This window comes from Pseudomonas sp. WS 5059 (assembly GCF_012985525.1).
In the GTDB taxonomy this organism is placed as follows: Bacteria; Pseudomonadota; Gammaproteobacteria; order Pseudomonadales; family Pseudomonadaceae; genus Aquipseudomonas.
This window is the reverse complement of the sequence record NZ_JAAQWO010000002.1, coordinates 38,630-62,763: the sequence shown is the minus strand read 5'-3', so window position 1 is coordinate 62,763 and position 24,134 is coordinate 38,630. Positions and strand designations below refer to the sequence as shown.

The following is a 24,134-nucleotide window of genomic DNA, read 5'->3' as shown; positions in this document are numbered from 1 at the left end:
TTTGCCTTGGTTCTATGGGCGTCAAAACGGATACGGCTGATTCCAGCGCTGGAAAATCGGTTTCAACTCGCCACTTTTCACCAGCGCCTCCATGCGCTGGTCAAACAACGCCATCAGCGCCCGCCCCCGCTCATTGTCGGTAAACCCCAGGAACAACGGCAGTTCGGCAATGTGCGTGAGCTTGAACGCGGACGGGTCGTCGGCTTGGCTCAGGATGTATTTCAATTCGGCCAGGGCATCGATGTAGAAGTCGGCCCGCCCGTGCTGGAGCATCGGCAAAATCCCGCCACGACGCTCGATCTGGTTGAAACGATGAATATTGGGCAGGTACTCCTCGTACTTGTAGCCGCGCACCCAGGCCAGGCGGTAAGTACCCAGGGTCACCAGGGTCGGTACGGGGCTGCCCGCCAGGCCCAGGGCGTAGATGTGGTCGGCGTCATAGTTCCAGCGGGCGTACAGCACGCCTTCGGTTTCATCATGATAGGAGCCGACCCAGGCATCCACTTCGCCCCGCCGTGCCAGGCCGACTGAGCGGGTGTAGGGCACGCTGCGAATCTTGACCTTGACCCCGGCCGGCTCGAAGATTTCCCGCAACACATCCCAGGCCAGGCCGCTGCCGTCGGCGTTGGTGTAGTCATTCCAGGTTTCACTGGCCAGACGGATCTGGCTGGGCACTTCAGAGCTGTCATCGGCCCATACGCCAGGCGCGACAACACACAGCAGGATCAGCAACCAGCGACGTAGCCCCATGATGACGTCCTCCTGGGAAAAGCGATCTGTTCTACAACGCTGTAAAGGGTAGCGCAGCCCGCCGTGTCACGGCGCCTGGCGAAAATGCTGATAGCCGCGCACGGCCGGGGTGATGTCGTGGCCGCGGGCATCCAGCAGCCTGACGCCCGCCCCCGCTTCCACACGCCCGACAACCTGCACCGGCCAACCGTCGGCCAGCAACGGCGCCAGCTCAGCGGGCGGCAGGGTGAACGCGAGGACATAATCGTCGCCACCGCTCAAGGCGGCAGCCCGCGCACCGTCATCGCCGAGAAAGGCCAGCAGCGCCGCCGACAGCGGCAGCCGTTGCCGCTCGATCACCAGGCTTACGCCTGACGCCTTGGCGATATGCCCGCAATCGGCTAGAAGGCCGTCGGAAATATCCAACGCAGACGTCGCCTTGCCACGCAACGCTATGCCCAGGGCCAACTGCGGTTGCGGCGACCAGTAATGGCCCAGCAACGGTTCGGCGACATCCGCCGCGGCACTACGCTGGCCCAACACCAACGGCAAGGCTGCGGCGGCATTGCCCAGGTCACCGCCGACACACAGCAGGTCGCCCGGCTGCGCCCCACTGCGGGTCAACGCCAGGCCCGCCGGGACACGGCCAAACACAGTGACGGTCAGGCTCAGCGGCCCACGAGTGGTATCGCCGCCCACCAGGCCCACGCCGCAGCGCTGGGCCATGGCGTTCAAACCCTGGGCATAGCGCTGCAACCAATCGGCCGCGACCGTCGGTAGGGTGAGTGCAAGGGTAAAGGCCAGGGGATTGGCGCCCATGGCCGCCAGATCGCTGACTGCCACCGCCAGCGAGCGCTGGCCGAGCAGGAACGGGTCGCAGGGGTCGGCAAAGTGCACGCCGGCCACCAGGGTATCGGTGGAGATTGCCAGCTGTTCCCCGGGGGGAACCGCCAGCAAGGCGCAGTCGTCGCCGATCCCCAGGGCAATGCCCTCGCCGCCTTGCGCACAGGGCGCGGCGGCGAAGTAGGTGCGGATCAGCTCGAACTCGCCCATCAGGGAGCCAAGCGCAGGTTAGCGCTTGTACGCCTTCACTTCGGCTTCACGCAGGCGCGGGGCCAGCTTGTCGAGCACGCCGTTGACGAACTTGTGACCGTCGGTCGAACCGTAGACTTTCGCCAGTTCGATACCTTCGTTGATCACTACGCGGTAAGGCACGTCAACGCGCTTGAGCAGCTCCCAGGTGGACAGGCGCATCACGCACAGTTCAACCGGGTCCAGCTCTTCGAGGGTCAGGTCCAGGCAGGGTGCCAGGGCTGTGTCGATCTCGCTCAGGTTGGCATGCACACCGTGCAGGATGTCGTGGAAGTACGGCAGGTCGGCGAAGGTAAAATCGTTGTCGACGCGAAACTGCGCTTCGATTTCGTTCAGCGAAGTACCCGCCATCTGACGCTGATACAGCGCCTGGGTCGCCAACTGACGGGCAGCCCGGCGCTTTTCGTTCTTCGATGGTTTGCCGGCGTCCGCAGGACGTGGCTCGCGCGGGTTGAAACGATCGCTCTCGTCGGAAATCACTTGGCCTCCAACTGCGACAGCAGGCTGACCATTTCCAGCGCGGACAGGGCAGCTTCAGCGCCTTTGTTACCGGCCTTGGTGCCGGAACGCTCGATGGCTTGCTCGATGGAATCCACGGTCAGGACGCCGAAGGCCACTGGCACGCCGAACTCCATGGACACCTGGGCCAGGCCCTTGGTGCACTCGCCAGCCACGTATTCGAAATGCGGGGTGCCGCCACGAATGACCGCGCCCAGGGCGATGATTGCTGCGTATTCGCCTTTTTGCGCGACTTTTTGCGCAACCAGTGGAATTTCGAAGGCGCCAGGGGCACGGATAATCGTGATATCGCTTTCGCTCACACCGTGGCGAACCAGGGCGTCCACGGCACCGCTTACCAGGCTTTCAACCACGAAGCTGTTGAAGCGGCCAACCACCAGGGCGTAGCGGCCTTTGGGGGCGATGAAGGTACCTTCGATGGTCTTCAGGGTCATTCGACAAATCTCTTAAAGAGCCGGGACGCGTATCTGACGCGCCCCTTAGTGATATTTGAACCGCGAACAAGGTGCGACAATCGCCGGCCTTTATTCGGAGGGCACGTATTCTACTACTTCCAGGTCGAAACCGGATATCGCATTAAATTTCATTGGCGCACTCATCAAGCGCATTTTGCGCACGCCCAGGTCACGCAGGATCTGCGAACCGGCGCCGACGATGCTGTAGGTGGTCGGTTTTTTCACCGGCACCTGGTCAGCGCTTTCGCGGATATGCGCCAGCAGCACGTCGCCATCCACCGGGTTGCCCAACAGCAGCACGACCCCGCTACCCGCCTCGGAAACCGCAGCCATGGCGGCTCGCAGGCTCCAACGGCCCGGCTGCTTGACCATCAACAGGTCGCGCAACGGGTCCATGTTGTGCACGCGCACCAGGGTCGGCTCTTCGGCGCAGATGTTGCCCAGGGTCAGCGCCATGTGCACGTCGCCTTCCACCGAATCACGGTAGGTCACCAGGTTGAAATGCCCCAGTTCGCTGTCCAGCGGCTGCTCGGCAATCCGCTGAACGGTACGTTCGTGGATCATCCGGTAGTGAATCAGGTCGGCGATGGTGCCGATCTTGATGTTGTGCTCGGCGGCAAAGGCTTCCAGCTCCGGGCGACGGGCCATGGTGCCGTCGTCATTCATCACTTCGCAGATCACCCCGCTCGGCTCGAAACCGGCCATGCGCGCCAGGTCGCAGGCAGCTTCGGTATGGCCGGCACGGGCCAGGGTGCCACCGGGCTGGGCCATCAGCGGGAAAATGTGGCCAGGGCTGACAATGTCTTCGGCCTTGGCGTCTTTGGCAGCCGCGGCTTGCACGGTGCGGGCGCGGTCAGCGGCAGAGATGCCGGTGGTCACGCCGGTGGTCGCTTCAATCGAGACGGTGAACTTGGTGCCAAACCCAGAACCATTGCGCGGTGCCATCAGCGGCAGCTTGAGCAGTTCGCAGCGCTCGCGGCTCATGGGCATGCAGATCAGGCCACGGGCGTGCTTGGCCATGAAGTTGATGTGTTCAGGCTGGCACAACTCGGCGGCCATGATCAGGTCGCCTTCGTTCTCGCGGTCTTCGTCATCCATCAGGATGACCATCTTGCCTTGGCGGATATCTTCAACCAGTTCTTCGATGCTATTGAGCGCCACGCGGCACCCCCTTGGTCAGGATTTCAGGTAGCCGTTAGCGGCCAGAAAACTTTCGGTGATGTTACTCGGCCCTTGAGAAAGGCTTGGCTCTGCGGCCTTATCGCCAAGCAGAAGGCGCTCCAGGTAACGGGCAAGCAAATCGACTTCCAGGTTCACCCGGCGACCTGGCTGGTAAGACGCCATGATGGTTTCGCTGAGGGTGTGGGGAATGATGGTCAGCTCGAATTCGGCGCCATTCACGGCGTTCACGGTCAGGCTGGTGCCGTCGACGGTGATCGAGCCTTTGTGGGCGATGTACTTGGCCAATTCTTTCGGCGCACGGATGCGAAATTCCACGGCCCGCGCGTTTTCGCTGCGTGCCACTACTTCGCCGACGCCGTCGACATGGCCGCTGACCAGGTGGCCGCCCAGGCGGGTGGTCGGGGTCAGGGCTTTTTCCAGGTTGACCGGGCTGCAGGCCTTGAGGTCATTCATCGCGGTGCAGTCCAGGGTTTCCCGGCTGACGTCGGCGGCAAAGCCATTGCCCGGCAGTTCGATGACGGTCAGGCACACGCCGCTGACGGCGATGCTGTCGCCCAGTTTGACGTCGCCAAGGTCCAGTTTGCCGGTTTCAACCAGCAGGCGCACGTCGCCGCCTTTGGGGGTCATGGCGCGGATGCTGCCGATGGATTCGATAATGCCGGTGAACATGGCCTTCTCCTGGAAAACGGTACGGGCGCCTGGGCGCCCGGTCGGAATTATACGCTCGCTGCTGGCACAGGTATGGCAGTGACTCGCCAGTCGTCGCCTACAGCGCGCATTTCAGTGATCTTGAGTTGGGGGGCGTCGGCCAGTTTCTCAAGCGGCCAGTCCAGCAAAGGCCGGGCGGCGGAGCCCAGGAACTTGCCGGCGATGAAAATCACATACTCGTCCACCAGGCCCTGCTGGGCAAACGCGCCTGCCAGGCTTGGGCCGGCTTCCACCAGCACCTCGTTGACGCCACGGGCCGCCAGCGCCACCAGCGCCGAGCGCAGGTCGACCTGGCCGTCGACACCCGGCACCACCAGGCATTCCGGGCCACGGGGGAACTGGTTCTCCGGGGTCACGCAGGTGATGACCAGGGCCGGCCCGGCCTTGAAGAACGGCGCATTGAGCGGCACCCGCAGGCGACCGTCGATCAGCACGCGCAGCGGTGGACGCGACATGGCCAGGGCGGTCGTTTCGGCATCCAGGCCCAGTTCGGCGGCACGCACGGTCAGGCGCGCACCATCGGCCAGCACGGTATCGGCACCGGTCAGCACCACACTGGCCTGGGCACGCAGGCGCTGCACGGCGGCGCGGGCGGCGGGGCCGGTGATCCATTGGCTCTCGCCACTGGCCATCGCGGTGCGGCCGTCCAGGCTCATCGCCAGCTTGACCCGCACAAACGGCAGGCCATGTTCCATACGTTTGAGGAACCCTGGGTTCAGGGCACGCGCCTGGCTTTCCAGCACGCCGCTGAGCACCTCGATACCGGCCTGGGCCAGGCGCTGCATGCCACGCCCGGCCACTTCCGGGTTCGGGTCCTGCATACCCACGACCACCCGTGCCACGCCAGCGCTCACCAGCGCATCGGCGCAGGGCGGCGTATGACCATAATGGCTGCACGGTTCAAGCGTCACGTACACCGTGGCACCGCGGGCTTTGTCGCCAGCGGCGCGCAAGGCGTTGGGCTCGGCATGGGGCTCGCCGGTGCGCTCGTGCCAGCCTTCGCCGACAATCTGCCCATCGCGCACAATCACGCAGCCGACCCGAGGGTTGGGATGGGTGGTGTACAGGCCCTTGCGCGCCAATTCGAGGGCGCGGGCCATGTAATGGGCGTCGAGCACAGCCTGTTCTACAGAAGGAGGGTTCATTCTTTGACCGGCTCACGGGCCAGGCGGTCGATCTCTTCGCGGAACTCGTTGAGGTCCTGGAAGCGTCGATACACCGAGGCGAAACGAATGTAGGCAACTTCGTCGAGCTTTTGCAACTCGCCCATCACCAGTTCTCCCACCACCAGGCTCTTGACCTCGCGCTCGCCGGTCGCGCGCAGCTTGTGCTTGATATGCGCCAGCGCCGCCTCCAGCCGCTCGACACTCACCGGGCGTTTTTCCAGGGCGCGCTGCATACCGGCGCGCAATTTGTCTTCGTCAAAGGGCTGGCGGCTGCCGTCGGACTTGATCAGGCGTGGCAGTACCAGTTCGGCGGTTTCGAAGGTGGTGAAACGTTCACCGCAGGCCAGGCATTCGCGCCGGCGACGTACTTGATCGCCCTCGGCGACCAGACGCGAGTCAATGACCTTGGTGTCGTTGGCACCGCAGAAGGGACAGTGCATGGTGGCAGGCAACAAAAAAAGGGAGGGCCATGGTAGCGCATCCCCGTGGCAAGACAAGCCATAGCCTTTACGGTATATAGGCTGACTATTATGTTTCTTATGTTTAGTTCACGGATTTTTGCCCTTTTTGGAGCCGTACATGCCGTTACGACCGCTGGTTTTACTCACAATGTTCAGTTTCCTGGTCGCGTGCAGCAGCGAAGCGCCAAAACCAGCGGCCCCGCAACCCACGCCGCAACAAGAGAAAAAAATCCCCGGCCAGGAACCGCTCGGGCCATTGCCGGCCTACCAGCGTGAAGTGAGCGGCACCCTCAACGGCGTACCGGCCGGCGCCGAAGTGGAACTGGCACTGCTGGTGATCGACGACCGCAGCCGCCCGCAACAACTGCTGGCCAGCAGCGTGCTGATCGGCAACAACAAACCGCTGGCCTTTCGCCTGCGCTTCAACCCGCAAGCGTTCCCCGCCGGTGCCCGCGTTGAGCTGCGAGGGCGTGCCAGCCAGTCCGGGCAGTTGATCCTGCACCTGCCGGCGGTGCGCATCCAACAGCCGATCACCCAGACCACCGGGCCGCTGCAACTCGTTCGCGCACCATGACGCCACCGCTGCACCTGCAACGGGCCTTGAGCGAACTGATCGGCGACGCGCAACTGGTGCCCTGCCCGTTACCGGGCACCGACCTGTCGTTGTGGCTGCTGGACGCCGACAACATGGACCGCGCCTTCAGCCCCGAAGAAACCCGGCGCATCCTGCATGAGCCGCCCTACTGGAGCTTCTGCTGGGCCAGTGGCCTGGCACTGGCCCGCTACCTGGCCGCCAACCCAGAGTGGGTGGCGGGCAAGCGCGTCCTGGATTTTGGCGCCGGCTCCGGGGTGGCAGGGATTGCCGCCGTGAAAGCCGGCGCCCTGGAAGTGGTGGCTTGCGACCTCGACCCACTGGCACTCGGCGCCTGCCGTGCGAATGCGCAACTCAATGGCGTAACGCTGGGTTATTCGGCGGATTTTTTTGCCGAAGCCGATCGTTTCGACCTGATCCTGGTGGCCGACGTGCTGTACGACCGGGCGAACCTGCCGCTGCTGGATCAATTTCTCACACGCGGACGGCAAGCATTGGTCGCCGATTCGCGGGTACGCGATTTCCAACATCCCGATTACCAACGGCTGGGGATCCTCGAGGCGCTGACGCTGCCGGACCTGGCGGAGCCTTGGGAGTTTCGTAAAGTGAGTCTGTACCATTCGCGCAGGTCTTGAGGCCATCGCCGGCAAGCCGGCGCCTACAAAGCCTGTTTGACCTGCCCACGCTTTCAGCCAACCCCACCAAGCCTTATAGTTGCCCCATTCCCGCTTTCTTCGAGATACCCCATGAGTGAGCCCACGCCCTACATTTTCGATGTCACCACCGCCACCTTCGACCAGGCGGTCATCGAAAACTCGTTCCACAAACCCGTGCTGGTGGATTTCTGGGCCGAATGGTGTGCGCCGTGCAAGGCGTTGATGCCGTTGCTGGCGCAGATTGCCGAGAGTTATCAGGGCGAGTTGCTGCTGGCCAAGGTCGATTGCGAAGCCGAGCAGGATATTGTCGCGCGCTTTGGCATTCGTAGCCTGCCGACCGTGGTGCTGTTCAAGGACGGCCAGCCGGTGGATGGGTTTGCCGGGGCCAAGCCTGAGTCTGAGATTCGCGCGCTGCTGGAACCCCATGTGCAGATGCCGCCACCGGCTGAGGCGGACCCGCTGGAACAGGCCCAGGCGCTGTTTGCCGAAGGCCGGATCAGTGAGGCCGAGGCGGTGCTGGTGACCTTGCTCGGTGAAGACAACACCAACGCCGCCGCGTTGATCCTCTACGCCCGCTGCCTGGCCGAGCGCGGCGAACTGGGCGAAGCGCAGGCCGTGCTCGATGCGGTCAAGAGCGACGCACACAAGGCGGCCCTCGCCGGCGCCAAGGCACAGATCACTTTCCTGCGCCAGGCGGCCGACCTGCCGGACACCGCTGACCTCAAGGCGCGCCTGGCGCAGAACCCGCAAGACGATGAAGCGGCGTATCAACTGGCCGTGCAGCAATTGGCCCGCCAGCAATACGACGCGGCGCTGGAAGGCTTGCTGAAGTTGTTTATCCGCAACCGCAGCTACAACGAAGGCCTGCCGCACAAGACGCTGCTGCAAGTGTTCGAGTTGCTAGGCAACGACCACCCGCTGGTCACGGTGTATCGCCGCAAGTTGTTCGCCGCGCTGTACTAATCCGCGATCCAACTGTACTGCGGCGTATCCCCGCCGCTGGACACCTTCACCTTGGCGCTATGGCGCAAGCGCACTAGCAGGCGCTTGCCGGCCTGGGCGCTGCCGGCCAGCGCTTCGAGGCGATCCGACAAATCCAACCCGCTGAGTTGCCCGGCCTCGCGCAGCAGGTCCTGGGCGGCCTGCCACAGGTTTTCATCCTGATTGACCGGCACAGCAGCGGGCACTGCATCCGACGCCGGCGTGGCCGTCTGCAGGTGCACGCCCAACCGCGCCCAATCGCTGTCGTCCAGCTCCAGGGTCAAGTCCACGGGCAGCTCGCCGATGGTTCCACGAATTCGCATCATTGCTCGTCCTCCAGCACTTTTCTGACGAGCATGCTCCCACGCGTCTTGCGCAACGCCAAGCAGAGGGTCAAACTCTCGGCACTTTTGTTATAAGATCACATAACAAAATCTTCATTCACGCCCTGGAGTCTCCCTATGCGCCGCCTGTTGCTCGCTTTGCCGTTTGCCCTGTTGCCACTGGCCGCCCAGGCCGCCGATGAGCACGACCACGCTCATGACCATCAACACGGCAGCCTTGGCGCCCATGAGCATGGCGTTGGCCGCCTGAATGCGGTGCTCGATGACAAGGCCCTGGAGCTGGAGCTGGAAAGCCCGGCGATGAACCTGGTGGGTTTCGAACACCTGGCCACCACCGACGCCGACAAAGCCAAGGTCGCCGCCGCCCGCAAGCAGTTGGAACAACCGCTGGTGCTGTTCAGCCTGCCCAAGGCTGCCGGTTGCGTGGTCAGCACCCAGGAGCTGGAAAGCCCGCTGTTTGGCGACAAGCCAGACGATGATCATGACCACGCCACCGATGGCAAAGGCGCGGCCGCCCATGACCACGATCACAGTGAAATCCACGCTCACTACCAGTTCACCTGCGCCAACCCCACTGCGCTGAAAAATCTCGACCTGGCGAACATCTTCAAGACCTTCCCCGCCACCCAGAAAATTCAGGTACAACTGATCGGCCCAAGCGGCCAGCAGGGTGTTGAAGCAACGGCGGCTGCCGCGACCCTGAAATTCTGACCCCACACGGTTGATGTAGGAGCTGGCTTGCCTGCGATGGCATCGACGCGGTGTCACTGATACACCGCGTCGTCTGCATCGCAGGCAAGCCAGCTCCCACAGGTGACCGCGCTCTGCAGGTGATATTGAGTTCCCATGACCCAAGCACTGATCGAACTGTCCGACCTGGGCTTTAACTGGCCCGGTCACCCGCAGTTGCTGGACATCCCGGCGTTTCGCCTGGAGCCGGGGGAAACCCTGTTCCTCAAGGGCCCCAGCGGCAGCGGCAAAACCACCTTGCTCGGCCTGCTGGGCGGGGTGCAGACACCCAGCCGTGGCAGCATCCGCCTGCTGGGCCAGGAGTTGACCGACTTGTCGGCCGGCGCCCGTGATCGGTTTCGGGTCGACCATACCGGCTATATCTTCCAGCAGTTCAACCTGCTGCCGTTTCTCTCGGTCCGCGAGAACGTCGAACTGCCTTGCCACTTCTCCAAGCTGCGCGCGCAGCGGGCGATCCAGCGCCATGGCAGTGTCGACCAGGCCGCCGCGACCCTGCTCGCGCACCTGGGTCTCAAGGACCCGGACTTGCTCGGGCGCCGCGCCGATGCGCTGTCGATCGGCCAGCAACAACGGGTGGCCGCCGCCCGGGCATTGATCGGCCAGCCGGAACTGGTGATCGCCGACGAACCGACCTCGGCCCTGGACCACGACGCCCGGGAAGCCTTCCTTCAACTGTTGTTCGCCGAATGCCGCGAGGCGGGCGCCAGCCTGTTGTTCGTCAGCCATGACCAGAGCCTGGCTTCGCTGTTCGACCGCAACCTGTCGCTGGCCGAGCTCAATCGCGCCGCCACGCCGCTCGAGGTTTGAGATGTATTTGTTCCGTCTAGCCATGGCCAGCCTGGCAAACCGCCGCTTTACCGCGATCCTCACCGCCTTCGCCATCGCCCTGTCGGTGTGCCTGTTGTTGGCGGTAGAGCGCGTGCGTACCGAGGCCCGCGCCAGCTTTGCCAGCACCATCAGCGGCACCGACCTGATCGTCGGCGCCCGTTCCGGCTCGGTCAACCTGCTGTTGTACTCGGTATTTCGCATTGGCAACGCCACCAACAACATCCGCTGGGACAGCTTCGAGCACTTTGCCGCCAGCCCGCAGGTGAAATGGGCGATCCCCATGTCCCTCGGCGACTCCCATCGCGGCTACCGGGTGATGGGCACCACTCAGGCCTACTTCGAGCATTACCAGTACGGCCGCAAGCAAAACCTGCAATTGGCCAGTGGCCGCGCGTTTGATACCGACCCGTTTGAAGTGGTGCTCGGCGCCGAAGTGGCCGACGCCCTGCACTACACGCTCGGAGACAAGCTGGTGCTGGCCCACGGCGTGGCGGTGGTCAGCCTGGTCAAGCACGATGACAAGCCGTTCACCGTGGTCGGTATCCTGCAACGCACCGGCACCCCGGTGGACCGCACGCTGCACATCAGCCTCGGCGGCATGGAGGCGATCCACATCGACTGGCACAACGGCGTGCCGGCCCAGGGCAAGGGCCGGATCAGTGCCGACCAGGCGCGTAACATGGACCTCACGCCGCAAGCCATCACCGCGTTTATGCTGGGGCTGAACAACAAGATTTCGACCTTTGCCCTGCAACGGCAGATCAACGAATTCCGTGGCGAGCCGATGCTGGCGATCCTCCCCGGCGTGGCCCTGCAAGAGCTGTGGAGCATGATGGGCACCGCCGAAAAAGCGCTGTTCGTGATCTCGCTGTTTGTCGTGCTGACCGGGTTGATCGGCATGCTCACCGCAATCCTCACCAGCCTCAACGAGCGCCGCCGGGAAATGGCGATCCTGCGCTCGGTTGGCGCACGGCCGTGGCACATTGCGAGCCTGCTGGTTTTCGAGGCGTTCGCCCTGGCACTGGCCGGAGTGGTCGCGGGGGTCGGCCTGCTGTATGTGTGCATCGCCGCGTCCCGTGGCTATTTGCAGGCCAATTACGGCCTGGACCTGCCGCTGGCGCTGCCCAGCCCGTATGAATGGACGCTGCTCGCCGGTATCCTGGCCGCTGCCCTGCTGATGGGCAGCGTGCCGGCCTGGCGCGCCTATCGCCAATCGTTGGCCGATGGTCTGTCGATCCGTTTATGAGGAAGGCTTTGATGCGCCGTGCCCTGCTTGCGCTGTTATTGATGGCGGCCCTGCCCGCCTGGGCCGAGGCGCCCCGGGACTTGTCGTGGCAAGAAATGATTCCGCCGGATGCGCCGGTGGAAGTGCCGAATATGACGCCGCTGCACGACCTGTCGAACATGGCCGACGCCCTGTCGGCGGAAGCCGCGCCAGCGGCCAGGCAGGACTTGCCCAACGCGCCGGTGGTGGCGACCCTCAACGGCCAGCATATCCGCCTGCCGGGTTATATCGTGCCGCTGGAGGTCAGCGAGGCAGGCCGCACCACCGAGTTCCTGCTGGTGCCGTACTTCGGCGCCTGCATCCATGTGCCGCCACCGCCGTCGAACCAGATCGTGCATGTGCGCAGCGAGATCGGCGTGAAGCTGGAAGAGCTGTACCAGCCGTACTGGATCGAAGGCCAGATGCAGGTCAAGCCGTCCACCAGCGAATTGGCAGATGCTGGCTATCAGATGGAGGCCGAGAAGATCTACATCTATGAGTTGCCGGAATAGCACCACCAATCAAATGTGGGGCTTGTGTGGGAGCGGGCTTGTCGGGTCGCCGCATCGCCGCGATGGCGGCGGGTCAGCGACAAATGCAGCGACTGACAGTCTGCAATCGCGGGCAAGCCCGCTCCCACACTGTTGATTGGCGGCGGACTTGGCTGATCACCGTTTCATTGAGCTGAGTCAAAAGCCCCGCCGCAGCGATCTTTACCATTGGACACAGCCAACTAAAAACGTCCTTTGGAGCCACCCATGCACAAGTCACTGCTCAGCGCTTCCCTCTTCGCGCTTGCACTCGCCGCCCCTCTCGCCCATGCCCACGAAGCTGGCGACATCCTCGTTCGCGCCGGTGCCATCACCGTTAACCCAAAGGCCGACAGCGGCAGCGTCAAGGTTGACCAGGGTCCATTGGCCGGCACCAACCTGGGCGGCAAGGCGACCATGAGCAGCGACACGCAACTGGGCCTCAACTTCGCCTACATGCTGACCAACCACGTCGGTATCGAGCTGCTGGCGGCCACGCCGTTCGAGCATGATGTGAAGATCAAGAACACCGCCCTCGGCGCCGCCAACGGCAAGCTTGGTACCCTCAAGCACCTGCCGCCAACCCTGAGCGTCGTGTACTACCCACTGGACAGCAAGTCGGCGTTCCAGCCCTACGTCGGTGCCGGTATCAACTACACCTGGATCTATGACGAACACGTCGGCAGCCGCGCCCAGGGCGAAGGCTTCAGCAACTTCAAGGCCGAGAACTCCTGGGGCTGGGCCGCGCAGATCGGTGCGGACTACATGATCAACGACAAGTGGATGATCAACGGCCAGGTGCGCTACATCGACATCAGCACCAAAGCCACCGTGGACAACAACGCCCTGGCGGCGGGTACTCGTGCCAAGGTCAATGTGGACGTGGATCCAATGGTCTACATGGTCGGTATCGGCTACAAGTTCTAAACCCGGCTTAATAAACGCCACAAAAAATGTGGGAGCCAGCTCCTACACAAGCCAGCTTCCACATTTTTTTTGCGTTCTGTCAGCTAGTGATGCCGGTAGAAGCGGTCCAGCAACGCCGGCAGCCCCGCACGCCACGCCCGTGGCTTGATGCCGAATGTATGCAGGATCTTCTTGCAGGCCAGCACTGCGTGTTGCGGTTCGTCGGCGGCATCTGGCCGCGCGGCGTGGGCCTGGGCTGTCGGTGCTTCGACCGCCAGCGCATGGAAGTTACGCGCTTCGGTGAGGATCGCCTGGCCCAGCGCCACAGGGGTGGTCGCCTCTTGCCCCGCGTAATGGTAGGTGCCCCACAACGGCGCCGCACAATCGAGTTGCTTGAGCACCGAGATAATCACCCGTGCCGCATCGTCTACCGGCGTCGGGTTGCCCCGTCGATCATCGGCCAACAACAACTCCTCGGGTTTCTCGGCACGCGCCAGGAAACGCCCGAGCGCGCCGTCAACACTGTCATCGAGCAACCAGCCAAAGCGCAGCAGCACATGTTGCGGGCAGGTCGCGCGTACGCTTTGCTCAATGCGCCATAGCGCCTGGCCGCGCAGGCCCAGGGGCACGGGTTCGTCTTTTTCGCTGTAGGCGGTGGCGCGCGAGCCATCGAACACCCGATAGCTGGACGGTTGCAGCAGGGTGATGTTGTGGTGCTGGCACAGTTCCGCCAGGCGCTCGACAGCAGATTCCTGCCCGGCCAGGCGCGCCTCGTTCACGCTTTCGGCCTGGAACCAGTCGAAATAGTAGGCGAGATTGATCAAGGCATCGGGACGGGTGTCGTCGAGCAATTGGGTAAGGCTGGCGGCATCCCAGCCGTCTTGTGGCGGGCGCGGGGCGAGGAAACCGATATCTTCCTCTGCACCGAGGCGAATCAGCGCCTGCCCGAGGGCATTCCCGCCGCCCAGTAACATAAGGCGCATTCGCATAGATTGAGCAGGCCCGGTCTGTTTGGAACGATGGCTATTATCGACAGGCGTTGATGCCGTGCCGTTAGTATTTGCCAGAATCGTTGCATTTTGCGGGTTTGTAGCGCAACCGTCACTTACTAAGTGGCGTTGAGTGGCGCTGCTTCCTCTTCAATCTGTGGCACGCGCTGCGCGATTGACGGCACAAGGCTCAGGCGCCTTCAGAGGGAGTGCCGTTGGTAGGATCGTCGAAACTTTCGCGCCAGCACCACAGTCAGCCGTTAACGAACGGAGGCCACTGCCCCGCCAACCCACGGGAGCCACCATGGCTGTGATTCCAGAATGGGTGCCTGTCACGCCCAGCGCTGCCATCACCCGCTTCAAGGTGCTGACGGTCAATACCCACAAGGGCTTCACTGCCCTCAATCGACGCTTCATCCTGCCGGAGTTGCGCGAGGCGGTGCGCGGTGTGGCGGCCGACGTGGTGTTCCTGCAGGAGGTGCATGGCACCCATGAGCACCATCCCCGGCGCTACAGCAACTGGCCGAGCATGCCCCAGTATGAGTTTCTCGCCGACAGCATCTGGCCGCAGTTCGCCTACGGGCGCAACGCGGTGTATCCCCATGGTGACCATGGCAATGCGCTGCTGTCGAAATTCCAGATCATTCGCTATGACAACCTCGACATCTCCCAGAGCGGCCACGAAAGCCGCGGGCTGTTGCATTGCATCCTGCGCCTGCCCGGCACCGGCCAGGAGGTACATGCCATTTGCGTGCACCTGGGTTTGCGCGAGGTGCACCGCCAACAACAGCTGAAATTACTGGCCCAGCGGGTTGCCGAGATTCCCGGCGAAGCGCCGCTGATCGTCGCCGGTGACTTCAATGACTGGCGCCAGCGGGCCGACCTGAGCCGCAGCGGCCTTAAGGAAGTGTTCGTGCAGGCCCACGGCAAGCCGGCGCGTACGTTCCCGGCGCGCCTGCCACTGCTGGCGCTGGACCGCATTTATGTGCGCAACCTCAAGGCCCATCAGCCGCAAGTGCTGACGGCGCGCCCCTGGTCGCACCTGTCGGATCACGCGCCGCTGTCGGTGGAGATTGAGTTATGAACAGCGCCGTGGAACACATCGCCACCGACCAGCCACCGGGTGACGCCAGGGCCAGGGACCTGGACTACGGCTGGCAGGCCGGTAACCAGGTGCAATTGCTGGAAAACGGCGAGGCGTACTTCCCCAAGGTGTTCGAGGCCCTGCGCCAGGCCCGCCAGGAAATCCTCCTGGAGACCTTTATTCTGTTCGAAGACAAGGTCGGCCATGAACTGCACGGGATTCTGATCGAAGCCGCGCAGCGTGGGGTGAAGGTGGTGGTCAGCCTCGATGGCTTTGGCTGCGGCGAACTGAGCCCCGGGTTTCTCGGCGAGTTGGCCCAGGCCGGGGTCACGGTGCAGATGTTCGACCCGGCGCCCAAGACCCTGGGGGTTCGTACCAACTGGTTTCGCCGCCTGCATCGCAAGATCGTGGTGGTAGACGCGGCGGTGGGGTTTATCGGCGGGATCAATTTTTCCGCCGACCATCTGGCGGACTTCGGCCCCGAGGCCAAGCAGGATTATGCGGTGCAGGTGATCGGGCCGGCGGTGGCGGACCTGCATCACTTTGCCCTCGCGCAAAGCGGCCGCCCGGTGCGCATGCGGCGCGGTTGGCGGCGCCGGCAACAACCTGCCTGGGCTGCGGAGGAAGGTGACGGCCTGGTGCGCCTGATCTACCGCGATAACCTGCAACACCGCTCGGATATCGAAGAAGCCTACCTGCACGCCCTGCGCCACGCCCGCCAGCGCGTGGTGATCGCCAATGCCTACTTCTTTCCCGGTTATCGCCTGCTGCGCGAATTGCGCAATGCCGCGCGGCGCGGCGTGCAGGTGCAGTTGATCATGCAGGGCCAGCCGGACGTGCTGCTGGCCAAGCTGGCGGCGCGCATGCTCTACGACTATCTGCTCAAGGAAGGCGTGGTGATCCACGAGTATTGCCAGCGCCCACTGCACGGCAAGGTGGCCCTGGTGGATGAGCAATGGAGCACCGTGGGCTCGAGCAACCTCGACCCGTTGAGCCTGTCGCTGAACCTGGAAGCCAACGTGCTGATTCGTGACCGAGGGTTCAATCAACTGTTGTTCGAGCGCCTGCAAGACCTGAGCCGCAACCACTGCAAGACCATGCCGGAAAACCGCAGCCCCCGCGGCTGGTTGTGGCGCGTGACCGTGGGGTTTGTGGTGTTCCATGTGCTGCGCCATTTCCCGGCCTGGACCGGCTGGCTGCCCGCGCATAAACCGCGTTTGAAACCCTTTGTGCATCCATGAGCCAAGCCCGCGCGGATGATGCCCGCCCCCATGCGTTCAAACGCTGGAAGAAGCCGCTGACCGTCGCGTTCTTTGTGCTGCTGATCGTGCTGTTTACCCTACTCGCGCGGCGTATCGACTGGAGCGAAGTGTTCGACACCCTCGGCGACTTCAAGCTGCGCACCCTGGGGATCGCAGCCGGGCTGACCCTGTGCAGTTTCCTCGTGTATGCGTGCTTTGACCTGATTGGCCGAACCTACATCCGCCAACCCTTGCGCTGGAAACAGATCCTGCCGGTGGGCATCATCAGCTATGCGTTCAACCTCAACCTCAGCGCCTGGGTCGGCGGGATTGCCATGCGCTATCGGCTGTATTCACGGCTGGGGGTGAGCAACGGCAACATCGCGAAAATCCTTGGCTTGAGCCTGGCCACCAATTGGTTTGGCTATATGACCCTGGCCGGCGTGGTGTTCAGCAGCGGCCTGGTGACCATGCCGCCGGGCTGGAAGCTCAGTAGTGGCGCGCTGCAAGGGGTTGGGGTGTTGCTGGTATTGGCAAGCCTCGGCTATCTGGCTGCCTGTCAGTTCTCGAAGAAGCGCGCCTGGTCGATTCGCGGGATCGAGATCAACCTGCCGTCGCTACGCATGGCGTGCCTGCAACTGGCGCTCGGCGCGCTGAACTGGTCGCTGATGGCAGCGGTGATTTTCACCTTGTTGCCGGCGAAGCTGGACTACCCGCTGGTGCTGGGGGTGTTGCTGATCAGTGCGATTGCCGGCGTGGTCACGCACATTCCGGCCGGCCTTGGCGTGCTGGAGGCGGTGTTTATCGCGCTGCTGCAACATGAGGCCTCACGGGGCAGCTTGCTCGCCGGTTTGATTGCCTACCGGGCGATCTATTTTATCTTGCCGCTGCTGATCGCCCTGGTGATGTACCTCGCGGTGGAGGCGAAGGCCAAGGCCTTGCGGGTGAAAAAAACACCGGCGTGAAACGCATCATTGGGATTGGATGATGCTCAACCGCTCGCCCACCACCATCTCGGTGATCCAGTCCACCAGGATCGAGGTGTAGGCCTGCTGGGATACCGGGTCGCTCAATGAATGATCGCCACCGTCGATGATCCGGTGCGTCAGCGAATGGGTCTGCTGGCACGCAGCCCGGTAGCTCATGATGGTGGCGTGGGGTACATGGTCATCCGTTTGTGATTCGACAATCAGCACATCCCCGGTAAATGCGGCGCAGGCGTGCAGCGCGCGATTGGTCTCGGCCTGCACCAGGGTACTGCGGTAATCCATCAGGTCGGCTTTATCCAGGTCGCGCTTGGGGGTGTGCCATTGCTGGTCGCGATACAGCGCCGGCACCCGCAGTGCGAGCCAGCGCACCGGGCGCAATGAGGTGAGGATCGCCGCCAGGTAGCCACCATAACTGGTGCCCACCACCGCCACCGCCGAGGTATCGATGGCCGGGTGCGCCAGCAGTCGATCATAGGCCGCCAGCAAGTCCCGCAGGTTGTCGTCCCGGGTGACCCGCGACAAGGGAATGCCGTTGCCAGCATGCCCGCGCAGGTCAAAGGTCAGGCACACACAGCCAAGGCCGGCGATGCCCTTGGCCCGTTCCAGGTCACGCTCCTGGCTACCGCCCCAGCCATGCACAAACAACACCCCTGGCACTTTTGACTTGGGACTGAGGAAGGTGGCGCTCATCTGTTCGTCGTCGATATCAATGGTGATGGTTTCGCTTCTAGCCGTCATAGGATTTGACCGTTACGTACTTGAGAAGAAAGTCGCTGTTTTCTGCCGGGCCGCGATAAATCTCGATGGCATTGGCGGGCAAGGACTGCTCGATATAGGTCTCTACGGACGAGACGCGAATCGCACGCAGGCCGGGGTCGTTGATAAAACTCTGCAATGCCGCCACCTCCGCGCTGCTGGCACCGCCCATGCGCCAGGATTGCTCGAGCACCCCGCTGCGGCGCTGGCCTTGGCTGTCCAGGCCCTGGGCGATGTCGTAATTGCGCCGCGAGGCATAGAAACCAGGATAGGCCTCATCGGCGGCGTTATCGAAGACTTGTGCCTGCTCAATGGCCAGGCGCACGTCCTCGTTGAGCGCCAGGGCCAGCAATGCTTCGTAATAACCCGGCACCACCAGCAGGTCGGAGCCGCCGTAGACCGCCTCGCCCTGCCCGTCCTGGGTCAGGTATTGCTCGCCGCAGTAACTGAATACATGCCCGCCGATAAAGCTCTGGCCGACACTGTGGGTCACTACGTCCTGCAGGTCTTGCTCCAGCACCACGCCTTGGTCGAACAGCTGCGCTGCATCGGCACGGGCGAGGATTGCATGCAATTGCTCGAGGTTGTCGACCACCTCTTGACCACGACCGGCGCAAGCATGTACCGGCTTCAGGCGAATCGGCCCGAGCGCCAGCAACTGGATGGCGGCAGCGCGGGCATCTTCCACGCCAAACACACTCCAGCCGTCGAGCACCACGGCGCGCACCCGCTCGGCAAACAGCGGCGACCAACCCTCGGGCGCCAGGGCAGCCGTGTCATGCAAGCCATGGGTGATGGCCTTGGTGCAGATGAAATCGTGGTCCACATAACCGCCCCACAAATCCTCCGGTCCCTTCACCCCCAGGCTGAGTGCCTGGGCCGGCCCGACCAGGGTCTGGGTAGGCAGCAAGTACAGATCGGTATGGGCATGCAGCTCGGCGCTGTAGCTGCCGCCGTAGTCGAGCCCGAGGATCTGCGCCAGCCAGCGAGCGAGGGCGCGGTTGCTTTCCACTTCATGGAGTGGGGCATCGGGCCGGACCGAGTGCGCCACCACGATCTTTTTGCGGTTGGTCGGGGTCATGCGTCCCCCTTGGGCAAGGCTTGCGGATGTGTAGCGCAAAGGTTGCAGGGATCAGGCCAAGGCGCGACTCAGGCAAAGGGTAGGTGGATCAAGCGGTTAGGGGAGGAGCAGTGGCATTTGGCCTGCTTCATTTTGCACGAAGGGCGATGGAGCGGCCGGCGTTCTGCACGATCCAGGGCGCGCAGGCGATCAAAAATGTGGCGGCGGGCTTGCTCGCGCCCACACTGGTGGGGTGGCGTGTCCGGCAATCAAGCAAGGGCCTTCACGCCAAATCGGTTGCGGTAATCGCTGGGCGCAAGGCCGGTGATTTTCTTGAAGATCGCGCGAAAGGCGCTCGGGTCTTGATAACCCACGGTCCAGGCAATCTGATCAATGGTGGTATTGGTGAACTCCAGCATCTGCCGCGCCTTGCCGACCCGCAGGTGCTGGCAGTATTGGGTGGGTTTCAAGCCGGTGGCATTGCGAAAACGGCGCAGGAAGGTGCGCTCTTCCAGGCCGGCCGCCTGGGCCATCGCCGCAAGCGAGACATCCACCGCACCACTGGCCTGCAACGCGTGCTGGACCTTGAGGATCGCTCCGTCACCATGGCTGAGAATCGGTGCAAAATTGCTGCCACACTGGCTGGCGCTGTCGCTGTGTTCAATCACCAGAAAGCGCGCGGTGTCGGCGGCGATGCTGGGGCCCATGAGACGGTCGACCAGGCGCAGGCCCAGTTCGGACCAGGCCATCAGCCCGGCGGTGGTGATCAAGTCGCCGTCGTCCACTATGGGTTTGTCGGCCTCCAGGCGCACCGCAGGAAACCGACTGGCGAAGGTGTTGGCCGAAGACCAGTGGGTAGTGGCGCTGCGCCCATCGAGCAAACCACTGCGCGCCAGCATGATCGAACCGATGCACACGCCTCCCAGCACGGTGCCGGCCGCATGCTGCTCGCGCAGCCAGTGCAGCAGCGCGGGCGGCGCCTGCTCTTCGCAAAACTCGCCAATCGACGGCGGCACCAGCACGGCCATCAGGGGTTGATCGGGGCCGGGCTGGCTGTCGAAACCTCGAACAGGGGTACCATCGTCATTGACCTGCCAGTGGCTGACACGTAACAAGGGCAACTGCTGGCTCTGATGCTCGGCGGCAATGCGATTGGCGACGCCAAACAAGTCGGTCAAGCCATGTACTGCGGCCATCTGCGCACCGCGATAAATCAGCACACCGAGCTCGACGATCGAGCGTTCCAGAGCCATTGTCAGTTTTCCCCCTGTTATTGTCGGTACGGCCAATCCCCGTGCCACGCGTCAGTCACGATACTGGGCGCATCAACCCATCACGAGAACATACACATGGCCAAGCAAGCACTTATCCTAATCGATATCCAGAACGACTACTTCCCCCAGGGCAAGTGGCCATTGACCGGCGTGGAAGCGGCGGCCGACAAGGCGCAACAGGTGCTCCAGGCATTTCGCCAGGCCGGCGACGCGGTGATCCACGTGCGCCATGAGTTCACCTCCGAGGATGCGCCCTTCTTCACCCCAGGCTCCGAAGGCGCACATATACATGCCAAGGTGCAGAACGAAAACGACGAGCCGGTGGTGCTCAAGCATTTTGTAAATGCGTTTCGCCAAACCAATCTGCGCGAGGTGCTGGAACAACGCAGCATCACCGACCTGGTGGTGGTCGGCAGCATGAGCCACATGTGCATTGACGCAGTGGTTCGGGCAGCAGCGGACTACGGCTACAACGTGACGGTGATCCATGACGCCTGTGCCACGCGCGACCTGGAATTCAATGGCAAGACCATTGCCGCCGCCCAGGTACATGATGCCTACATGGCATCGCTGGCATTTGCCTATGCCAGCGTGGTGTCGGCGGATGAGTTCCTGAAGACTGTCAGCGCGTAGCGATAATGAACAGCCGTGGAAACGGTAGCAACACTGTGCCATCGGCCAGGGCCGGGTAAGCCTCGCGGATGCGCGCCAGGTAGGCGTCGAGGAAGGCGCCTTTCGCGGCCTCATCCAGCGGCGCCAGGAATGGCCGCAAGCCCGTGCCCTTGAACCACTCCACCACCGCCTCATGACCGGTGAGCGGGTGGTAATAGGTGGTGTGCCATACATCCACGGTGCTGCAATGTTTGCTCAACAACTCGTAGTAGTAACTCGCCGGGTGACGCGCTTCATGTTTGACCGCGCCGATCTTGCCCGCCCAAGGGCCTTGCGCTGCCACCTCACGGGCCAGGCGGTGAGCCGGCTCGTTGAGGTTATCCGGGGTTTGCACCGCCAGCGTCCCGCCCGCTGTCAATTGCGCCACCAGGTGCGGATAAAGGCTGGCGTGGTCCGGCACCCATTGCAGTGAAGCGTTGGCGAGGATCACATCGAACTGTTGCGCAGGCTTCCAGGCGCCGATATCGGCCAATTCAAAGTTAAGTGCCGGCAACCGCTCGCGGGCACTAACCAGCATGTCCTGCGAGCTGTCCAAGCCGGTAATCGTCGCCTGGGGGAAACGCCCGGCCAACACCTCGGTGGAATTGCCCGGGCCACAACCCAGGTCGACCGCCGTTCGCACATCGCCCGCGGGGATGGCGGCGACCAGGTCCTGGACGGGACGGGTGCGCTGTTGTTCAAACATCGAATACTGCTTGGCAGACCAGGTCATCGGGGCTTCCTTCTTGGGTAAGGGAATGCGCTACAGCCTAAGTCTTGTGGCGCCCAGGGACAAATGCCAGGGCTCGGGACTTTTCCCACTCAAAAACAAGAAACCCCCGAGGCAAATGCCAGCGGGGGTTCCTGGTGTTACTGGATAGTCCGTGCCGAGGTGGCCTTAGAACGGAATATCATCATCAAAGCTATCGAAGTCAGCCGCTGGCTGCGGTGCCGCCTGCTGTGGCGCTGGACGCGACTCACGCTGTGGCTGCTGGCTTGGCTGCGGACGGGACTGCTGTGGACGCGGCGCCGAGTTGGACATGCCACCCTGGCCCTGTTGGTCGCCCTGTGGACGGCCGCCCAGCAGTTGCATGGTGCCTTGCATGTCGACCACGATTTCAGTGGTGTAACGCTTGATGCCGTCTTTTTCCCACTCGCGGGTCTGCAGTTTGCCTTCGATGTAGACCTGCGAACCCTTGCGCAGGTATTCACCGGCGATCTCTGCGACCTTGCCGAACATCGACACACGGTGCCATTCGGTTTTCTCGACCTTCTGGCCAGTCTGCTTGTCAGTCCACTGTTCGCTGGTCGCCAGACTCAGGTTGGTCACGGCGTTACCGTTAGGCAAGTAGCGAACTTCGGGATCCTGGCCGCATGTACCGACCAATATGACTTTGTTAACCCCACGGGCCATAACGTTCTCCTAGGCTGGGCGCGCTGTCGGCACTGGATTTACCAGTTGCTCGAGCGTCGCGCGATCCAATAGTTCGGTGTCCAATTTGATGTAAATGGCCGCCTCTTCAGCGACCACGACTGCATCTGTTACCCCTACGACGGCCTTCAGGCGCTCTACCAGACCGCTTTCACGGATCGCCTCGGGCGATAGCGGCAAACGCAGGCTTGTGACGTAGGGAGGTTCGCGCATGGTAACAGCAAAGACCAGCCAAAGTGCAGCCAGCCCGGCGCATCCGAGGAACACAACCGACAAACCGCCATGCTGGAACATCCAGCCGCCCATGATGCCGCCCAGCGCCGAACCGAGGAATTGGCTGGTGGAATACACCCCCATCGCCGTGCCCTTGCCGCCCGCCGGTGAAACTTTACTGATCAGCGAAGGCAGTGACGCCTCCAGCAGGTTGAACGCGGTGAAAAACACCACCGTGCCGATTACCAGCGCCCGTAGGCTGTCGCCGAACTGCCAGAAGAATAGTTCAGTGAGCATCAATGTCGCGACGGCGCCGAGCAAAACTCGTTTCATTTTGCGTTTCTTCTCGCCGTAGATGATGAACGGGATCATGGCGAAGAACGAAATCAGCAACGCGGTCAGGTAGACCCACCAGTGCTGCTCCTTGGGCAACCCGGCCTTTTCCACCAGCGCCAGGGGTAAGGCGACGAAGCTGCACATCAGCATGGCGTGCAATACGAAGATACCTAAATCCAGGCGCAACAGGTCGGGGTGCTTGAGCGTCGGCAGCAGCGCCTGTTTGGCCACGCCCGACTCACGGTGCTGCAGCGGCCCGGTGGAGCGCGGCACCATAAAGGCCACGATCAGGATGCCGAACAGCGCCATGCCACCGGTGGCCAGGAACAGGCCGTGCAAACCGAACGCACGAGTCAACAGCGGGCCAACCACCATCGCAACGGCAAACGAAAGACCGATGGTCATGCCGATCATGGCCATGGCCTTGGTGCGATGCTGTTCGCGGGTCAGGTCCGACAGCAGCGCCATCACCGCCGCGGAAATCGCCCCGGCGCCTTGCAGGATGCGTCCGGCGATCACGCCCCAGATCGAATCGGCATTGGCCGCCAGCACGCTGCCCAGGGCGAAGACGATCAACCCCAGGTAGATCACCGGCCGGCGGCCAATGCGGTCGGAAATGATCCCGAACGGAATCTGGAAAATCGCCTGGGTCAGGCCATAGGCGCCAATCGCCAGGCCGATCAGGGCCGGGGTCGCGCCAGCGAGGTCCATGCCATAGGTCGCCAGTACCGGCAACACCATGAACATGCCCAGCATACGGAAGGCGAACACCAGGGCTAGACCGCTTGCTGCTCGGGTCTCGCCGCTACTCATGCGTTCGCTGTGGGGATCGTGCATGGAAAAACCTCGTGTGAACCGGCGGCGATTCTACCAGTCCCATCGATTGAGAGGGTATATGCGGCGCTTTGCCGCGCAGCTTTCATGTAAGGCTGAAATGGGCAAATTG

At 63.0% G+C, this 24,134-nt stretch carries 28 protein-coding genes; 12 read left to right on the top strand and 16 right to left on the bottom strand.

The window, feature by feature from the left end:
* Window positions 1-21 precede the first annotated feature (21 nt).
* The 8 genes from HBO12_RS05045 to nrdR form a co-directional block, all read right to left on the bottom strand.
* Window positions 22-750 carry a substrate-binding periplasmic protein gene (locus HBO12_RS05045; RefSeq protein ID WP_170041648.1) on the bottom strand — a complete coding sequence of 243 codons (729 nt, stop codon included), beginning with the start codon at window positions 748-750 and terminating at the stop codon, window positions 22-24.
* 66 nt (window positions 751-816) lie between these two features.
* The gene (gene thiL / locus HBO12_RS05040) at window positions 817-1,782 is read right to left on the bottom strand and encodes a thiamine-phosphate kinase (protein WP_169951324.1); all 966 of its coding nucleotides are present in this window, start codon (window positions 1,780-1,782) and stop codon (window positions 817-819) included.
* 18 nt (window positions 1,783-1,800) lie between these two features.
* Window positions 1,801-2,301 (bottom strand): transcription antitermination factor NusB, encoded by a 501-nt coding sequence (nusB, locus tag HBO12_RS05035; protein WP_029299437.1) that lies wholly within the window; start codon window positions 2,299-2,301, stop codon window positions 1,801-1,803.
* Window positions 2,298-2,774 carry a 6,7-dimethyl-8-ribityllumazine synthase gene (gene ribH, locus HBO12_RS05030; RefSeq protein WP_094470424.1) on the bottom strand — a complete coding sequence of 159 codons (477 nt, stop codon included), beginning with the start codon at window positions 2,772-2,774 and terminating at the stop codon, window positions 2,298-2,300. The genes nusB and ribH overlap by 4 nt, the downstream gene beginning before the upstream one ends.
* A gap of 90 nt (window positions 2,775-2,864) precedes the next feature.
* Window positions 2,865-3,956, bottom strand: coding sequence for a bifunctional 3,4-dihydroxy-2-butanone-4-phosphate synthase/GTP cyclohydrolase II (gene ribBA, locus HBO12_RS05025; RefSeq protein ID WP_169951326.1), 1,092 nt, complete (start codon window positions 3,954-3,956; stop codon window positions 2,865-2,867).
* Window positions 3,957-3,971: 15 nt separating this feature from the next.
* Window positions 3,972-4,646 (bottom strand): riboflavin synthase, encoded by a 675-nt coding sequence (locus tag HBO12_RS05020; protein WP_170041647.1) that lies wholly within the window; start codon window positions 4,644-4,646, stop codon window positions 3,972-3,974.
* A gap of 47 nt (window positions 4,647-4,693) precedes the next feature.
* Entirely contained in the window at window positions 4,694-5,830 is a 1,137-nt protein-coding gene (gene ribD, locus HBO12_RS05015) for a bifunctional diaminohydroxyphosphoribosylaminopyrimidine deaminase/5-amino-6-(5-phosphoribosylamino)uracil reductase RibD (RefSeq protein ID WP_170041646.1), read from the bottom strand.
* On the bottom strand, window positions 5,827-6,291 hold the full coding sequence (nrdR, locus tag HBO12_RS05010) for a transcriptional regulator NrdR (RefSeq protein ID WP_057439031.1): 465 nt from the start codon (window positions 6,289-6,291) through the stop codon (window positions 5,827-5,829). The genes ribD and nrdR overlap by 4 nt, the downstream gene beginning before the upstream one ends.
* Before the next feature lie 139 nt (window positions 6,292-6,430).
* Here nrdR and HBO12_RS05005 point away from each other — a divergent pair, with 139 nt between their 5' ends.
* From HBO12_RS05005 to trxA, 3 genes are all read left to right on the top strand, one after another.
* The gene (locus tag HBO12_RS05005; protein ID WP_169951333.1) at window positions 6,431-6,886 is read left to right on the top strand and encodes a YbaY family lipoprotein; all 456 of its coding nucleotides are present in this window, start codon (window positions 6,431-6,433) and stop codon (window positions 6,884-6,886) included.
* Window positions 6,883-7,539 (top strand): class I SAM-dependent methyltransferase, encoded by a 657-nt coding sequence (locus HBO12_RS05000; protein ID WP_170041645.1) that lies wholly within the window; start codon window positions 6,883-6,885, stop codon window positions 7,537-7,539. The genes HBO12_RS05005 and HBO12_RS05000 overlap by 4 nt, the downstream gene beginning before the upstream one ends.
* Before the next feature lie 111 nt (window positions 7,540-7,650).
* Window positions 7,651-8,523, top strand: coding sequence for a thioredoxin (trxA, locus tag HBO12_RS04995; RefSeq protein ID WP_170041644.1), 873 nt, complete (start codon window positions 7,651-7,653; stop codon window positions 8,521-8,523).
* On the opposite strand, the gene HBO12_RS04990 is transcribed toward trxA, so the two are convergent.
* Window positions 8,520-8,867: a hypothetical protein gene (locus HBO12_RS04990; protein WP_170041643.1), complete on the bottom strand. Its 348-nt coding sequence runs from the start codon at window positions 8,865-8,867 to the stop codon at window positions 8,520-8,522. The two genes, trxA and HBO12_RS04990, sit on opposite strands and share 4 nt — an antisense overlap.
* 135 nt (window positions 8,868-9,002) lie before the next feature.
* Between HBO12_RS04990 and HBO12_RS04985 the strand changes: the two genes are divergently transcribed.
* The 5 genes from HBO12_RS04985 (at window position 9,003) to HBO12_RS04965 (ending at window position 13,184) form a co-directional block, all read left to right on the top strand.
* The gene (locus HBO12_RS04985; RefSeq protein WP_170041642.1) at window positions 9,003-9,596 is read left to right on the top strand and encodes a DUF2796 domain-containing protein; all 594 of its coding nucleotides are present in this window, start codon (window positions 9,003-9,005) and stop codon (window positions 9,594-9,596) included.
* A gap of 135 nt (window positions 9,597-9,731) precedes the next feature.
* The gene (locus HBO12_RS04980) at window positions 9,732-10,442 is read left to right on the top strand and encodes an ABC transporter ATP-binding protein (RefSeq protein WP_169951343.1); all 711 of its coding nucleotides are present in this window, start codon (window positions 9,732-9,734) and stop codon (window positions 10,440-10,442) included.
* 1 nt (window position 10,443) lies between these two features.
* The gene (locus HBO12_RS04975) at window positions 10,444-11,709 is read left to right on the top strand and encodes an ABC transporter permease (RefSeq protein WP_170041641.1); all 1,266 of its coding nucleotides are present in this window, start codon (window positions 10,444-10,446) and stop codon (window positions 11,707-11,709) included.
* A gap of 11 nt (window positions 11,710-11,720) precedes the next feature.
* On the top strand, window positions 11,721-12,239 hold the full coding sequence (locus tag HBO12_RS04970) for a DUF3299 domain-containing protein (protein WP_169951347.1): 519 nt from the start codon (window positions 11,721-11,723) through the stop codon (window positions 12,237-12,239).
* A 246-nt stretch (window positions 12,240-12,485) separates the two neighbouring features.
* A complete protein-coding gene (locus HBO12_RS04965) occupies window positions 12,486-13,184 on the top strand; it encodes an OmpW/AlkL family protein (RefSeq protein WP_029299417.1) in 699 nt (232 codons plus the stop codon).
* A gap of 83 nt (window positions 13,185-13,267) precedes the next feature.
* Here HBO12_RS04965 and HBO12_RS04960 read toward each other — a convergent pair whose 3' ends face one another.
* A complete protein-coding gene (locus HBO12_RS04960; RefSeq protein ID WP_169951349.1) occupies window positions 13,268-14,152 on the bottom strand; it encodes a sugar nucleotide-binding protein in 885 nt (294 codons plus the stop codon).
* Window positions 14,153-14,456: 304 nt separating this feature from the next.
* Between HBO12_RS04960 and HBO12_RS04955 the strand changes: the two genes are divergently transcribed.
* The 3 genes from HBO12_RS04955 to HBO12_RS04945 are packed head-to-tail and all read left to right on the top strand — an operon-like array spanning window position 14,457 to window position 17,442.
* Complete coding sequence (locus tag HBO12_RS04955) at window positions 14,457-15,236, top strand: endonuclease/exonuclease/phosphatase family protein (protein ID WP_170041640.1); 780 nt, start codon at window positions 14,457-14,459, stop codon at window positions 15,234-15,236.
* Window positions 15,233-16,477, top strand: coding sequence for a cardiolipin synthase ClsB (gene clsB / locus HBO12_RS04950; RefSeq protein ID WP_170041639.1), 1,245 nt, complete (start codon window positions 15,233-15,235; stop codon window positions 16,475-16,477). The genes HBO12_RS04955 and clsB overlap by 4 nt, the downstream gene beginning before the upstream one ends.
* The gene (locus HBO12_RS04945) at window positions 16,474-17,442 is read left to right on the top strand and encodes a lysylphosphatidylglycerol synthase domain-containing protein (RefSeq protein ID WP_170041638.1); all 969 of its coding nucleotides are present in this window, start codon (window positions 16,474-16,476) and stop codon (window positions 17,440-17,442) included. Before clsB ends, HBO12_RS04945 begins: the two co-directional genes overlap by 4 nt.
* A 6-nt stretch (window positions 17,443-17,448) precedes the next feature.
* Here HBO12_RS04945 and HBO12_RS04940 read toward each other — a convergent pair whose 3' ends face one another.
* The 3 genes from HBO12_RS04940 to HBO12_RS04930 form a co-directional block, all read right to left on the bottom strand.
* On the bottom strand, window positions 17,449-18,204 hold the full coding sequence (locus HBO12_RS04940) for an alpha/beta hydrolase family protein (RefSeq protein WP_169951359.1): 756 nt from the start codon (window positions 18,202-18,204) through the stop codon (window positions 17,449-17,451).
* Window positions 18,194-19,303 carry a DUF3182 family protein gene (locus HBO12_RS04935; protein WP_170041637.1) on the bottom strand — a complete coding sequence of 370 codons (1,110 nt, stop codon included), beginning with the start codon at window positions 19,301-19,303 and terminating at the stop codon, window positions 18,194-18,196. The genes HBO12_RS04940 and HBO12_RS04935 overlap by 11 nt, the downstream gene beginning before the upstream one ends.
* A 248-nt stretch (window positions 19,304-19,551) precedes the next feature.
* Window positions 19,552-20,535 (bottom strand): GlxA family transcriptional regulator, encoded by a 984-nt coding sequence (locus tag HBO12_RS04930; protein ID WP_170041636.1) that lies wholly within the window; start codon window positions 20,533-20,535, stop codon window positions 19,552-19,554.
* A gap of 96 nt (window positions 20,536-20,631) precedes the next feature.
* Between HBO12_RS04930 and HBO12_RS04925 the strand changes: the two genes are divergently transcribed.
* Entirely contained in the window at window positions 20,632-21,189 is a 558-nt protein-coding gene (locus tag HBO12_RS04925) for a cysteine hydrolase family protein (protein ID WP_170041635.1), read from the top strand.
* Here the strand turns inward: HBO12_RS04925 and tam are convergent.
* The 3 genes from tam to HBO12_RS04910 form a co-directional block, all read right to left on the bottom strand.
* Window positions 21,179-21,940: a trans-aconitate 2-methyltransferase gene (tam, locus tag HBO12_RS04920; RefSeq protein WP_170041634.1), complete on the bottom strand. Its 762-nt coding sequence runs from the start codon at window positions 21,938-21,940 to the stop codon at window positions 21,179-21,181. The two genes, HBO12_RS04925 and tam, sit on opposite strands and share 11 nt — an antisense overlap.
* A 165-nt stretch (window positions 21,941-22,105) precedes the next feature.
* The gene (locus HBO12_RS04915) at window positions 22,106-22,621 is read right to left on the bottom strand and encodes a single-stranded DNA-binding protein (protein WP_017849542.1); all 516 of its coding nucleotides are present in this window, start codon (window positions 22,619-22,621) and stop codon (window positions 22,106-22,108) included.
* Between the two features lie 9 nt (window positions 22,622-22,630).
* A complete protein-coding gene (locus tag HBO12_RS04910; protein WP_169951370.1) occupies window positions 22,631-24,025 on the bottom strand; it encodes an MFS transporter in 1,395 nt (464 codons plus the stop codon).
* Between the last annotated feature and the right edge of the window lie 109 nt (window positions 24,026-24,134).

Excerpts from the sequence above, each read along its gene's own strand:
- nrdR (WP_057439031.1), bottom strand. The coding sequence starts at position 6,291 with ATGCACTGTCCCTTCTGCGGTGCCAACGACACCAAGGTCATTGACTCG.
- thiL (WP_169951324.1), bottom strand. The coding sequence starts at position 1,782 with ATGGGCGAGTTCGAGCTGATCCGCACCTACTTCGCCGCCGCGCCCTGT.
- HBO12_RS04990 (WP_170041643.1), bottom strand. The coding sequence starts at position 8,867 with ATGATGCGAATTCGTGGAACCATCGGCGAGCTGCCCGTGGACTTGACC.
- HBO12_RS04955 (WP_170041640.1), top strand. The coding sequence starts at position 14,457 with ATGGCTGTGATTCCAGAATGGGTGCCTGTCACGCCCAGCGCTGCCATC.
- HBO12_RS04915 (WP_017849542.1), bottom strand. The coding sequence starts at position 22,621 with ATGGCCCGTGGGGTTAACAAAGTCATATTGGTCGGTACATGCGGCCAG.
- HBO12_RS04940 (WP_169951359.1), bottom strand. The coding sequence starts at position 18,204 with ATGACGGCTAGAAGCGAAACCATCACCATTGATATCGACGACGAACAG.
- HBO12_RS05005 (WP_169951333.1), top strand. The coding sequence starts at position 6,431 with ATGCCGTTACGACCGCTGGTTTTACTCACAATGTTCAGTTTCCTGGTC.
- HBO12_RS04930 (WP_170041636.1), bottom strand. The coding sequence starts at position 20,535 with ATGGCTCTGGAACGCTCGATCGTCGAGCTCGGTGTGCTGATTTATCGC.
- HBO12_RS05000 (WP_170041645.1), top strand. The coding sequence starts at position 6,883 with ATGACGCCACCGCTGCACCTGCAACGGGCCTTGAGCGAACTGATCGGC.
- HBO12_RS04970 (WP_169951347.1), top strand. The coding sequence starts at position 11,721 with ATGCGCCGTGCCCTGCTTGCGCTGTTATTGATGGCGGCCCTGCCCGCC.
- ribD (WP_170041646.1), bottom strand. The coding sequence starts at position 5,830 with ATGAACCCTCCTTCTGTAGAACAGGCTGTGCTCGACGCCCATTACATG.
- HBO12_RS05045 (WP_170041648.1), bottom strand. The coding sequence starts at position 750 with ATGGGGCTACGTCGCTGGTTGCTGATCCTGCTGTGTGTTGTCGCGCCT.
- trxA (WP_170041644.1), top strand. The coding sequence starts at position 7,651 with ATGAGTGAGCCCACGCCCTACATTTTCGATGTCACCACCGCCACCTTC.
- HBO12_RS04980 (WP_169951343.1), top strand. The coding sequence starts at position 9,732 with ATGACCCAAGCACTGATCGAACTGTCCGACCTGGGCTTTAACTGGCCC.
- HBO12_RS04910 (WP_169951370.1), bottom strand. The coding sequence starts at position 24,025 with ATGCACGATCCCCACAGCGAACGCATGAGTAGCGGCGAGACCCGAGCA.
- HBO12_RS04965 (WP_029299417.1), top strand. The coding sequence starts at position 12,486 with ATGCACAAGTCACTGCTCAGCGCTTCCCTCTTCGCGCTTGCACTCGCC.
- HBO12_RS04945 (WP_170041638.1), top strand. The coding sequence starts at position 16,474 with ATGAGCCAAGCCCGCGCGGATGATGCCCGCCCCCATGCGTTCAAACGC.
- HBO12_RS04975 (WP_170041641.1), top strand. The coding sequence starts at position 10,444 with ATGTATTTGTTCCGTCTAGCCATGGCCAGCCTGGCAAACCGCCGCTTT.
- HBO12_RS04935 (WP_170041637.1), bottom strand. The coding sequence starts at position 19,303 with ATGACCCCGACCAACCGCAAAAAGATCGTGGTGGCGCACTCGGTCCGG.
- HBO12_RS04925 (WP_170041635.1), top strand. The coding sequence starts at position 20,632 with ATGGCCAAGCAAGCACTTATCCTAATCGATATCCAGAACGACTACTTC.
- HBO12_RS04960 (WP_169951349.1), bottom strand. The coding sequence starts at position 14,152 with ATGCGAATGCGCCTTATGTTACTGGGCGGCGGGAATGCCCTCGGGCAG.
- tam (WP_170041634.1), bottom strand. The coding sequence starts at position 21,940 with ATGACCTGGTCTGCCAAGCAGTATTCGATGTTTGAACAACAGCGCACC.
- HBO12_RS05020 (WP_170041647.1), bottom strand. The coding sequence starts at position 4,646 with ATGTTCACCGGCATTATCGAATCCATCGGCAGCATCCGCGCCATGACC.
- clsB (WP_170041639.1), top strand. The coding sequence starts at position 15,233 with ATGAACAGCGCCGTGGAACACATCGCCACCGACCAGCCACCGGGTGAC.
- ribH (WP_094470424.1), bottom strand. The coding sequence starts at position 2,774 with ATGACCCTGAAGACCATCGAAGGTACCTTCATCGCCCCCAAAGGCCGC.
- HBO12_RS04985 (WP_170041642.1), top strand. The coding sequence starts at position 9,003 with ATGCGCCGCCTGTTGCTCGCTTTGCCGTTTGCCCTGTTGCCACTGGCC.